An 11,257-nucleotide genomic window follows, 5' to 3' on the forward strand; every position below is an offset into this window, starting at 1 on the left:
AGACGCCGTGAGGGGAGCGGTCCCACCTTTCAGGGGGGACCGCTCCCTTTGGTGTACGCGCGGACGTCACGCAGGCCGGAATGTCATCCTGAGACGAAGCTCAGTAATCTGGTCACACGGGGACAACCGAAGACCACAACTGAACAGCAGTACCGAAGAGCACGACTGAAGAGCCCAACCGAAGAGCAGAACTGACGAGGAGGAGCGCCTTCCGCCGCCGCCGGTCCTCGGTAGTGGCGCCCGGAAAGGCGCGGCCCATGCCGCCGCCCCGGGTGCTTCGATCGAAGACCGGCCCGCACCAAGGAGCGCTTCTCCGCCCACGTCCCCTGCCACACGGGCACGGGACGAAGACGAGGAGAGAACGCTAGTGGAGAACGAGACCCACTACGCCGAGGCCGTTATCGACAACGGAACCTTCGGCACCCGCACCATCCGCTTCGAGACGGGCCGGCTGGCCCGTCAGGCCGGCGGCTCCGCCGTGGCCTACCTGGACGACGACACCATGGTGATGTCGGCCACCACCGCTTCCAAGAAGCCCAAGGACCAGCTCGACTTCTTCCCCCTCACGGTGGACGTCGAGGAGCGCCAGTACGCGGCCGGCAAGATCCCCGGCTCCTTCTTCCGTCGCGAGGGCCGGCCCTCCGAGGACGCGATCCTCACCTGCCGCCTGATCGACCGCCCGCTGCGCCCCTCCTTCAAGAAGGGCCTGCGCAACGAGATCCAGGTCGTCGAGACGATCATGGCGCTCAACCCCGACCACCTGTACGACGTGGTCGCGATCAACGCCGCCTCCTGCTCCACGATCCTGGCGGGCCTGCCCTTCTCCGGCCCCATCGGCGGCACCCGCGTCGCCCTGATCAAGGGCCAGTGGGTCGCCTTCCCGACGCACACCGAGCTCGAGGACGCCGTCTTCGACATGGTCGTCGCCGGTCGCGTCCTGGAGGACGGCGACGTCGCGATCATGATGGTCGAGGCCGAGGCCACCGAGAAGACGATCCAGCTCGTCCAGGACGGCGCCGAGGCTCCCACCGAGGAGATCGTCGCCGCCGGCCTCGAGGCCGCGAAGCCGTTCATCAAGGCGCTCTGCAAGGCCCAGTCGGACCTCGCCGCCAAGGCCGCCAAGCCGACCGGCGAGTTCCCGATCTTCCTCGACTACGAGGACGACGTGCTGGAGTCCCTGACCGCCGCGGTCAAGGGCGAGCTGGCCCAGGCGCTCACCATCGCCGGCAAGCAGGAGCGCGAGGCCGAGCTGGACCGCGTCAAGGTCCTCGCGGGCGAGAAGCTGCTCCCGCAGTTCGAGGGACGCGAGAAGGAGATCTCCGCCGCGTACCGCTCGCTGACGAAGTCCCTGGTCCGCGAGCGCGTCATCAAGGACAAGGTCCGTATCGACGGCCGCGGCATCACGGACATCCGTACGCTCGCCGCCGAGGTCGAGGCCATCCCGCGCGTGCACGGCTCCGCGCTGTTCGAGCGTGGCGAGACCCAGATCCTGGGCGTCACCACCCTCAACATGCTCCGCATGGAGCAGCAGCTGGACACCCTCTCCCCGGTGACCCGCAAGCGCTACATGCACAACTACAACTTCCCGCCGTACTCCACCGGTGAGACCGGCCGCGTCGGTTCGCCGAAGCGCCGCGAGATCGGCCACGGCGCCCTGGCCGAGCGCGCGCTCGTGCCGGTGCTGCCGACGCGCGAGGAGTTCCCGTACGCCATCCGCCAGGTCTCCGAGGCGCTGGGCTCCAACGGCTCGACGTCCATGGGCTCGGTCTGCGCCTCCACGATGTCGCTGCTGAACGCCGGTGTGCCGCTCAAGGCCCCCGTCGCCGGTATCGCCATGGGCCTGATCTCCCAGGAGATCGACGGCGAGACCCACTACGTCACCCTCACCGACATCCTCGGTGCGGAGGACGCCTTCGGTGACATGGACTTCAAGGTCGCCGGTACGAAGACCTTCGTCACCGCGCTCCAGCTCGACACCAAGCTCGACGGCATCCCCGCCTCGGTCCTGGCCGCCGCGCTGAAGCAGGCCCGCGACGCACGCCTCCACATCCTCGATGTGATGAACGAGGCCATCGACGTCCCGGACGAGATGTCCCCGAACGCCCCGCGGATCATCACCGTCAAGATCCCCGTGGACAAGATCGGTGAGGTCATCGGCCCCAAGGGCAAGATGATCAACCAGATCCAGGAGGACACCGGCGCCGACATCACGATCGAGGACGACGGCACCATCTACATCGGTGCCGCTGTCGGATCGGCCGCCGAGGCGGCCCGCGCCACGATCAACGGCATCGCCAACCCGACGATGCCGGAGGTCGGCGAGCGCTACCTGGGTACGGTCGTCAAGACCACCACCTTCGGTGCGTTCGTCTCGCTGACCCCGGGCAAGGACGGACTGCTGCACATCTCGCAGATCCGCAAGCTCGCGGGCGGCAAGCGCGTGGAGAACGTCGAGGACGTGCTCGGTGTGGGCCAGAAGGTCCAGGTCGAGATCGCCGAGATCGACCAGCGCGGCAAGCTCTCCCTCATCCCCGTGATCGACGGCGAAGAGGGCGCGGAGTCCGAGGACGCGAAGGACGAAGCGGCCAAGTGACCACCCGTTCCAGGACAACGGCCCGCACCTCCTCGGAGGCGCGGGCCGTTGCCCGTACACAGACACTGCTCAAGGGCGAGAACGGCATCGGTACGGTCCGCCGTACCACCCTGCCGGGCGGCCTGCGCGTCGTCACGGAAACCCTGCCGTCGGTGCGTTCCGCGACCTTCGGCATCTGGGTCCAGGCAGGCTCCCGCGATGAGACGCCCGCGCTCAACGGTGCCACCCACTATCTGGAACACCTCCTCTTCAAGGGCACGAAGAAGCGCAGCGCCCTCGACATCTCCTCCGCCATCGACGCGGTCGGCGGCGAGATGAACGCCTTCACGGCGAAGGAGTACACCTGCTACTACGCGCGCGTCCTCGACACCGACCTGCCGCTGGCCATAGACGTGGTCTGCGACATGCTCACCGGTTCGCTCATCGAGCAGGCCGACGTCGACGCCGAGCGCGGGGTGATCCTCGAAGAGATCGCCATGACCGAGGACGATCCGGGCGACGTCGTGCACGACCTGTTCGCGCAGACCATGTTCGGCGACACCCCCCTCGGCCGCCCGGTCCTCGGCACCGTCGACACCGTCAACGCCCTGGACCGCGAGCGCATCACCCGCTTCTACAAGAAGCACTACGACCCGACGCACCTCGTCGTCGCGGCCGCGGGCAACGTCGACCACGCCACGGTCGTACGCCAGGTCCGCAAGGCCTTCGACAAGGCCGGCGCGCTGTCCCGCACCGACGCCACGCCCCTCGCACCCCGCGAAGGCAGCCGCGCCCTGCGTACGGCCGGCCGCGTCGACCTGCTGAACCGCAAGACCGAACAGGCCCACGTCGTCCTCGGCATGCCGGGCCTCGCCCGCACCGACGACCGCCGCTGGGCCCTCGGCGTCCTGAACACCGCACTCGGCGGCGGAATGAGCTCCCGGCTCTTCCAGGAGGTGCGGGAGAAGCGCGGCCTCGCCTACAGCGTCTACTCGTACACCTCGGGCTTCGCCGACTGCGGACTCTTCGGGGTCTACGCCGGATGCCGCCCGAACCAGGTCCACGACGTCCTGAGGATCTGCCGCGACGAACTCGACCGCGCCTCCTCCGAGGGCCTCACCGACGACGAGGTCGGCCGCGCCGTCGGCCAGCTCTCCGGCTCCACCGTCCTCGGCCTGGAGGACACCGGCGCGCTGATGAACCGCATCGGCAAGAGTGAACTGTGCTGGGGCGAGCAGATGTCCACCGACGACATGCTGGCGCGGATAGCGGCGGTCACTCCCGACGAGGTACGCGCGGTCGCCCGCGACGTCCTGGGACAGCGTCCCTCGCTGGCGGTCATCGGACCGCTCAGGGACAAGCAGGCGGACCGCCTCGACGAAGCTGTCGCCCGCTGAGTCCCTTCCCCATCGCACCCGACGCTGAAGGAAACAGAGCAATGAGCAAGCTGCGCGTGGCCGTTCTCGGTGCCAAGGGCCGTATCGGCTCCGAGGCCGTACGGGCCGTCGAGGCCGCGGACGACCTGGAGCTGGTCGCGGCCCTCGGCCGGGGCGACAAGCTGGAGACGCTGGTGGAGACCGGCGCACAGGTCGCGGTCGAACTGACCACGCCCGCCTCGGTGATGGGCAACCTCGACTTCTGCGTACGCCACGGCATCCACGCCGTAGTCGGCACCACGGGCTGGACCGAGGACCGGCTCGCGCAGCTGCACACCTCGCTGGCCGCCTCCCCGGAGACCGGCGTCCTGATCGCGCCGAACTTCTCCATCGGCGCGGTCCTCACCATGAAGTTCTCCGAGACCGCCGCGCGCTACTTCGAGTCGGTCGAGGTCGTCGAACTGCACCACCCGGACAAGGCGGACGCGCCGTCCGGCACCGCCACCCGCACCGCCCAGCTGATCGCGGCCGCCCGCGCGGAGGCGGGCAGCGCCCCGCAGCCCGACGCCACGGTCACGGAGCTGGACGGCGCGCGCGGCGCCGACGTCGACGGCGTACGGGTGCACTCCGTACGCCTGCGGGGCCTGCTCGCCCACCAGGAGGTCATCCTCGGCGGCGAGGGCGAGACCCTCACGGTCCGCCACGACTCCCTGCACCACAGCAGTTTCATGCCCGGCATCCTGCTCGGCGTCCGCCGTGTGGTCTCCACCCCCGGCCTCACCTTCGGCCTGGAACACTTCCTCGACCTGAGCTGACACTGACACCCATGCGCGCAAAGATCACTTATATCGTCACGGCCGCCGTCCTGGTCCTCTACTTCGTCCTGGTCGGCAGCCGGGGCGTGCTGCTGATCAAGGCAGGCACGCCGCTCACCGTCACCTTCGGCGTCGCGGTGCTGATCCTGCCTCTCATCGGCTTCTGGTTCCTCTGGAAGAACACCCAGTTCGTCAGCAGGGCCAACCGGCTCGCGGCCGAGCTGGACGCCGAAGGGGGCCTGCCCGTCGACGAGTTGGTCCGTACGGCGGGCGGCCGCATCGACCGCGACTCCGCGGACGCCGTCTTCGCGGAGCGCCGCGCCCAGACGGAGGACTCGCCCGACGACTGGCGCTGCTGGTTCCGGCTCGCGGTCGCCTACCGGGACGCCAGGGACACCCCGCGGGCCCGCAAGGCGATGCAGCGGGCGATCTCGCTCCACGCCGGCCGTGACGGCCACGACGGCCGGCCGGTGGGCGCCTGACCCGGTACCGGTACGCCACGCTAACGGCCTTCGCGGGCCGCCGTACGCCTTCTCGCACGACAGAGCCGGGTCCCTCCCCACAGGGGAGAAACCCGGCTCTGTCGCTGTTACGGCGCTGTCAGGGGCGGCGGTACTCGTCGCCCCAGGCCTCGACGGTGTCGGCCGCCCGGTCGAACGCCTCACGACGCGACAGGAAGTCCGCGTTGTGATCGGTGAGCAGCGGAACCGATTCTCCCCGCCGCCGCACGGCGACGAGGGCCTGACCCTGCACCGTGCGCGGCAGCCCGAGCCACCGCACCGGCTGCTGGACCGTACGGACCGCGGTGATCTGGTCCCACGCCACGGTGGACGTCTTGTGCAGGCTCACCCGCCGTACGCCGTGGCGGCTGACCCAGGCACCGACCCGGAGCAGCCGCAGTGCGACGGCGACGAGCACCAGTGCCAGAGCCATGCAGACGCCGGCGCCCGCCACGGTGGCGGCGAACGCGATGATCATCGCGGCGAGCAGGATGAACGAGGCGAGCAGCAGAAGAAGCGCGGCGCCCGCCACGCGCCAGGGTCCTGGGCGGTACGGACGCCGCCATTGGTCGTGATCGTCGAACGGCAGCGCGACATCATCGGTGGTCGCGTCAACCCGGTCGGCCGTCAGGAAGGGCAGGGGCACGACTGATCCTCACTCACAAGCACGCTCGATTGCTGTGCTCGGTGAGGCTACCGATCGCGCACGTGTGCGGACCACTTGAGGGGGTCCGGTCGGGTCAGTGACTCCGCGCGGCCTCGGACGACTGCGTGTGCGCGGGCGACTGATCCGTCTCCAGCGACGGCAGCCCGAACAGCAGCGACCCGGCGAAACCGGCCACGAGCGTGAGCCCGATCAACGTACGGCCCATGAGCTGGGACCGGTCGGCGCGCTGCCTGGGCGGTGGTGTGACGTTACTGCGGAAGCGGTCGGCCTCGGCGACGAATGCGAACGGGACGGCCTCACGCCGGCGGAACATGGGAGGACTCTCCTTGCGGAATCGGGACGGCGGGGATCTCGTGACGGGCCCCGCGTACAGGTCGGTTGCCACCCGTGAGACGAACAACGGGGCTGATCGGTGCCCTCATTCCCGGGGGACTGTCGGAGCCTGCCCGTAGAGTGGGCGCCGCCAGAACGACGCAGATGGAAGGACCCTGTCGGTGAGCGACACCCCCGCCGAGACCAAGCCGAGCTTCCGCAGTGATGTCACCGTCGAGCTGGTGAAACACAGCGCGGGCGACTCCGACGTACTGTGGGCCGCGCGCGTCTCCACGGCGGGCGAGCAGTCGCTGGAAGAGCTCTCGAAGGACCCGGAGCGCTCCCGGGGGCTCATCAACTACCTGATGAGGGACCGGCACGGCAGCCCGTTCGAGCACAACTCGATGACCTTCTTCATCAGCGCCCCGATCTTCGTCTTCCGCGAGTTCATGCGCCACCGGGTGGGCTGGTGCGTCGCGGGGGACACGGAGATCACGATGGAGAGCGAGGCGGGCCGGGTACGCGGCAGGACCATCGCCGATCTCCACCGGCTCTGGCACCTCGACGCGGACGACCGGCTGCCGCATTCGGCCGGCGGTGTCAGCTGGCAGGGCCAGGCCGGCAAGTGGCGGGCCCAGGTCCACGACGGCGGGCAGGACCACTATCTGGGTCTGTTCGACAGCAGGGAAGCCGCGGATTCCGCGGTCGTGGAGTTCCGGGAGCCGCGTCCCGGCGCCCGCCTGCCGAAGCTGGAGTGCGTTCGCGCCAGTCACGTCCGCTGCTACGACGAGGACACGCTGACCGCCGGGCGCGCCCGTGTCGTCGATGTCATCGAGTCCGGTGTGAAGCCGCTCATCAGGATCACCACGGCCGGCGGCAGGACCCTCAGGTCCACGGTCGACCACGCCGTGCTGACTCCGGACGGCTGGCGCAAGGCCGGCGAGCTGTCGGTGGGGGACGCGGTCATGACGGCCGCGCCCGCGCCTTCGTCGCCGGAGGTGACCGTTCCACCGAGCCTGAGCCGCGGTATCGGGGTGTGGACGTCCGCTCGCCGCGAGCGCCTGATCAAGGACACCGACTCCTGCCACCTGTGCGGCGGCGAGTTCCCGCGTGACCGGCTCGCGCTCGACCATGTGGTCCCGGTCGCCGACGACCTCACGCGCGCGCTGGACGAGGCCAATCTCGCCCCCGCGTGCGAGGAGTGCCAGGTGCGCGGGAGCGCGGAGCGGCAGGCGCTCGCGGCGCGCGAAGGCACCGCGGCCGTCGCCGGGCCGGACGAGATCGTCTCGATCGCCGACGACGGCGAGGAGATGACGTACGACCTCTCCGTCGAGGGCCCGTGGCACAACTTCCTGGCCAACGGCATCGTCGTGCACAACTCGTACAACGAGGAATCGGGCCGCTACCGCGAGCTTCAGCCGGTGTTCTACGTACCGGGCGAGGACCGCAAGCTCGTCCAGGAGGGCCGTCCCGGCAAGTACGTGTTCGTCGACGGCACCCCGGAGCAGCAGGAGCTGACCGGACGGGCGATGGAGAGTTCCTACCTTCAGGCGTACGAGGCGTACCAGGAAATGCTGGCGGCCGGCGTCGCCCGCGAGGTGGCCCGTTCCGTCCTGCCCGTCGGCCTCTTCTCCTCCATGTACGCCACGTGCAACGCGCGCTCGCTGATGCACTTCCTCGGCCTGCGTACGCGCCACGAGCTGGCGAAGGCCCCGTCCTTCCCGCAGCGGGAGATCGAGATGGTCGCCGAGCAGATGGAAGCGCACTGGGCGGAGCTGATGCCGCTCACCCATGCGGCCTTCAACAGCAACGGCCGTGTCGCCCCCTGATTGCCCCAGGTGGCAACGGACGCGTTGCCTGCTCAAGTACAGATGTACGGGCAGCGAGGAGAAGTGTCCGTATTGCGGCCTTTGGATAAGTTCATCTAGGCTGATCAAACGGACCCGGCACTGCTTGAACCCCCGAGCAGGCAGTGCCGGGCTCCTCTTGTCCCGTCCCCGAGGGGGCATCCTGACCTGAGCAGCGAGTAGCGTGTTACCCATGGCTCCGATCTCCACTCCGCAGACCCCCTTCGGGCGGGTCCTCACCGCCATGGTCACGCCCTTCACGGCTGACGGCGCACTCGACCTCGACGGTGCTCAGCGGCTCGCCGCTCACCTGGTGGACGCAGGCAACGACGGCCTGATCCTCAACGGGACCACCGGCGAGTCGCCGACCACCAGTGACGCGGAGAAAGAGCAGCTCGTACGGGCTGTGCTGGAAGCCGTGGGCGACCGTGCCCACATCGTGGCCGGGGTCGGCACCAACGACACGCGCCACAGCGTGGAACTGGCGCGCGACGCCGAACGCGCCGGCGCGCACGGCCTGCTCGCGGTCACGCCGTACTACAACAAGCCGCCACAAGAGGGCCTGTTCCGGCACTTCTCGGCGATCGCCGACTCCACCGGCCTCCCGGTGATGCTGTACGACATCCCGGGCCGCAGCGGTGTCCCGATCGACACCGAGACGATCATCCGTCTCGCCCAGCACCCCCGCATCGTCGCGAACAAGGACGCCAAGGGCGACCTCGGACGCGCCAGCTGGGCCATCGCACAGTGCGACCTCGCCTGGTACTCGGGCGACGACATGCTCAATCTGCCGCTGCTCGCGGTCGGCGCGGTGGGCTTCGTCTCGGTCGTCGGCCATGTCGTCACCCCGGAGCTGCGGGCCCTCCTCGACGCACACCTCGCCGGTGACGTCCAGAAGGCCACCGAGATCCACCAGAAGCTGCTCCCGGTCTTCACCGGCATGTTCAGGACCCAGGGCGTCATCACCACCAAGGCGGCGCTCACCCTGCAGAACCTGCCGGCCGGTCCGCTGCGCCTTCCGCTGGTGGAGCTGTCGGCCCAGGAAACGGCCCAGCTCAAGATCGATCTCGCCGCCGGCGGGGTACAGCTCTAGCCACAGACTTCACAACTGAATACGCGACGACAGCAGCACGCCGAGAAATCGGTCAACACAGACGGTCAGAACTGACAACTGCAAGTGCACGAATGTCATGCGCGCCACGTGCCTGAGCGGTACGTGGCGCGCGTGGTGAGGAGAGTCTTTTGAGTCATCCGCATCCCGAACTCGGCGCGCCGCCGAAGCTTCCCAAGAACGGCCTTCGCGTCACCCCGCTCGGCGGGCTCGGCGAAATCGGCCGCAATATGACGGTGTTCGAATTCAACGGCCGTCTGCTCATCGTCGACTGCGGTGTCCTCTTCCCCGAAGAGGAGCAGCCCGGGATCGACCTGATCCTGCCGGACTTCACCACGATCCGGGACCGCCTCGACGACATCGACGGCATCGTGCTCACGCACGGCCACGAGGACCACATCGGTGGTGTCCCCTTCCTGCTCCGGCTGAAGGCGGACATCCCGCTGATCGGCTCCAAGCTGACCCTCGCGCTAATCGAGGCGAAGCTCCAGGAGCACCGCATCCGCCCGTACACCCTTGAGGTCACCGAGGGGCACCGCGAGCGGATCGGCCCGTTCGACTGCGAATTCGTCGCGGTGAACCACTCGATCCCCGACGCTCTCGCGGTCGCCATCCGCACGCCCGCCGGTATGGCGGTGCACACGGGCGACTTCAAGATGGACCAGCTCCCGCTGGACCGCAGGCTGACCGACCTGCCGACCTTCGCCAGGCTCGGCGAGGAGGGCATCGACCTGCTGCTCGCGGACTCCACGAACGCGGAGGTCCCGGGCTTCGTCCCGCCGGAGCGGGACATCGCCAATGTCCTGCGGCAGGTCTTCAGCAGTGCGCAGAAGCGCGTCATCGTGGCGAGCTTCGCCAGCCACGTCCACCGCATCCAGCAGATCCTGGACGCGGCGCACGAACACGGCCGCAGGGTCGCTTTCGTCGGCCGTTCGATGGTCCGCAACATGGGCATCGCCCGGGACCTGGGCTACCTGAAGGTGCCGGCCGGACTGGTCGTCGACGTGAAGACGCTGGACGATCTCCCCGGCGAACAGGTCGTGCTCGTCTGCACCGGTTCCCAGGGCGAACCGATGGCCGCGCTCTCCCGCATGGCCAACCGGGACCACCAGATCCGGATCGTCCAGGGCGACACCGTGATCCTGGCCTCCTCCCTCATCCCGGGCAACGAGAACGCGGTCTACCGCGTGATCAACGGCCTGACGAGGTGGGGCGCGAACGTCGTGCACAAGGGGAACGCGAAGGTCCATGTCTCGGGCCACGCGTCGGCCGGCGAGCTGTTGTACTTCTACAACATCTGCAAGCCGAAGAACCTGATGCCGGTCCACGGCGAATGGCGCCACCTGCGCGCCAACGCCGAGCTGGGCGCGCTGACGGGTGTTCCGAAGGACCACATCGTCATCGCGGAGGACGGCGTAGTGGTCGACCTCGTGGACGGCAAGGCGAGAATCGTCGGCAAGGTCCAGGCGGGTTACGTGTACGTCGACGGCCTCTCGGTCGGCGATGTCACGGAGACGTCTCTCAAGGACCGCCGCATCCTCGGCGACGAAGGCATCATCTCGGTGTTCGTGGTGGTCGATTCCACCACCGGCAAGGTCGTCGGCGGCCCGCACTTCCAGGCCCGCGGCTCCGGCATCGACGATTCGGCCTTCGCGGCCGTCCTGCCGAAGGTGGACGAGGCCATCGCGCGATCGGCCTCTGACGGCGTCGCGGAGCCGCACCAGCTCCAGCAGTTGGTGCGCCGTGTCGTCGGCAAGTGGGTCTCCGACACCTACCGCCGGCGTCCGATGATCCTTCCCGTCGTGGTCGAGGTCTGACCGATCTGACGTGCAGTCAGGAGCGGGGCGTCTCGATTTGCATCGGGGCGCCCCGCTCCAGTACGTTTACGTCTCCACCTCAGCGGGAAGCCCGGTAACTTATGTGCCCGGGGCCCTCCCAACAGGGGGAATCCGGCTCAGAGAATTCTGATAAAGTCGGATCAGCCGAAAGGCAAAAGGCCAATCCAAAGGCCATCGGATTTCACCGGGCAGAACAGCCCAACGGAATCTGATAGAGTC

General features: G+C 68.7%; 9 protein-coding genes and 1 pseudogene. 8 read left to right on the forward strand and 2 right to left on the reverse strand.

Going from position 1 to position 11,257, the window contains the following annotated elements; translation table 11 throughout:
- The first annotated feature begins 367 nt into the window (after nucleotides 1-367).
- The 4 genes from ACIP6N_RS23365 to ACIP6N_RS23380 are packed head-to-tail and all read left to right on the forward strand — an operon-like array spanning nucleotide 368 to nucleotide 5,245.
- The gene (locus tag ACIP6N_RS23365) at nucleotides 368-2,593 is read left to right on the forward strand and encodes a polyribonucleotide nucleotidyltransferase (protein ID WP_401818343.1); all 2,226 of its coding nucleotides are present in this window, start codon (nucleotides 368-370) and stop codon (nucleotides 2,591-2,593) included.
- A complete protein-coding gene (locus ACIP6N_RS23370) occupies nucleotides 2,590-3,969 on the forward strand; it encodes a M16 family metallopeptidase (RefSeq protein ID WP_401818345.1) in 1,380 nt (459 codons plus the stop codon). The genes ACIP6N_RS23365 and ACIP6N_RS23370 overlap by 4 nt, the downstream gene beginning before the upstream one ends.
- A 41-nt stretch (nucleotides 3,970-4,010) precedes the next feature.
- A complete protein-coding gene (gene dapB / locus ACIP6N_RS23375; RefSeq protein WP_401818347.1) occupies nucleotides 4,011-4,763 on the forward strand; it encodes a 4-hydroxy-tetrahydrodipicolinate reductase in 753 nt (250 codons plus the stop codon).
- 11 nt (nucleotides 4,764-4,774) lie between these two features.
- Complete coding sequence (locus ACIP6N_RS23380; protein ID WP_401818349.1) at nucleotides 4,775-5,245, forward strand: hypothetical protein; 471 nt, start codon at nucleotides 4,775-4,777, stop codon at nucleotides 5,243-5,245.
- A 118-nt stretch (nucleotides 5,246-5,363) separates the two neighbouring features.
- Here ACIP6N_RS23380 and ACIP6N_RS23385 read toward each other — a convergent pair whose 3' ends face one another.
- Together ACIP6N_RS23385 and ACIP6N_RS23390 are read right to left on the reverse strand one after the other, a co-directional pair.
- Entirely contained in the window at nucleotides 5,364-5,909 is a 546-nt protein-coding gene (locus tag ACIP6N_RS23385; RefSeq protein ID WP_401818351.1) for a hypothetical protein, read from the reverse strand.
- Nucleotides 5,910-6,003: 94 nt separating this feature from the next.
- A complete protein-coding gene (locus tag ACIP6N_RS23390; protein ID WP_401818352.1) occupies nucleotides 6,004-6,243 on the reverse strand; it encodes a hypothetical protein in 240 nt (79 codons plus the stop codon).
- Between the two features lie 181 nt (nucleotides 6,244-6,424).
- Here ACIP6N_RS23390 and ACIP6N_RS23395 point away from each other — a divergent pair.
- From ACIP6N_RS23395 to ACIP6N_RS23410, 4 genes and pseudogenes are all read left to right on the forward strand, one after another.
- A pseudogene (locus tag ACIP6N_RS23395) lies at nucleotides 6,425-6,712 on the forward strand (FAD-dependent thymidylate synthase); the annotation flags it as partial.
- 27 nt (nucleotides 6,713-6,739) lie between these two features.
- Nucleotides 6,740-8,071, forward strand: coding sequence for an FAD-dependent thymidylate synthase (thyX, locus tag ACIP6N_RS23400; RefSeq protein ID WP_401818382.1), 1,332 nt, complete (start codon nucleotides 6,740-6,742; stop codon nucleotides 8,069-8,071).
- Nucleotides 8,072-8,282: 211 nt separating this feature from the next.
- Nucleotides 8,283-9,182, forward strand: coding sequence for a 4-hydroxy-tetrahydrodipicolinate synthase (gene dapA / locus ACIP6N_RS23405; RefSeq protein WP_401818354.1), 900 nt, complete (start codon nucleotides 8,283-8,285; stop codon nucleotides 9,180-9,182).
- 149 nt (nucleotides 9,183-9,331) lie between these two features.
- Nucleotides 9,332-11,017 carry a ribonuclease J gene (locus ACIP6N_RS23410; RefSeq protein WP_401818356.1) on the forward strand — a complete coding sequence of 562 codons (1,686 nt, stop codon included), beginning with the start codon at nucleotides 9,332-9,334 and terminating at the stop codon, nucleotides 11,015-11,017.
- Nucleotides 11,018-11,257: the final 240 nt, after the last annotated feature.

This window comes from Streptomyces sp. NPDC088725, assembly GCF_044751305.1.
In the GTDB taxonomy this organism is placed as follows: Bacteria; Actinomycetota; Actinomycetes; order Streptomycetales; family Streptomycetaceae; genus Streptomyces.

Bases quoted from the DNA above. Each gene is read 5' to 3' on its own strand.
- dapB (WP_401818347.1), top strand. From the start codon at position 4,011: ATGAGCAAGCTGCGCGTGGCCGTTCTCGGTGCCAAGGGCCGTATCGGC.
- ACIP6N_RS23380 (WP_401818349.1), top strand. From the start codon at position 4,775: ATGCGCGCAAAGATCACTTATATCGTCACGGCCGCCGTCCTGGTCCTC.
- ACIP6N_RS23390 (WP_401818352.1), bottom strand. From the start codon at position 6,243: ATGTTCCGCCGGCGTGAGGCCGTCCCGTTCGCATTCGTCGCCGAGGCC.
- thyX (WP_401818382.1), top strand. From the start codon at position 6,740: ATGGAGAGCGAGGCGGGCCGGGTACGCGGCAGGACCATCGCCGATCTC.
- dapA (WP_401818354.1), top strand. From the start codon at position 8,283: ATGGCTCCGATCTCCACTCCGCAGACCCCCTTCGGGCGGGTCCTCACC.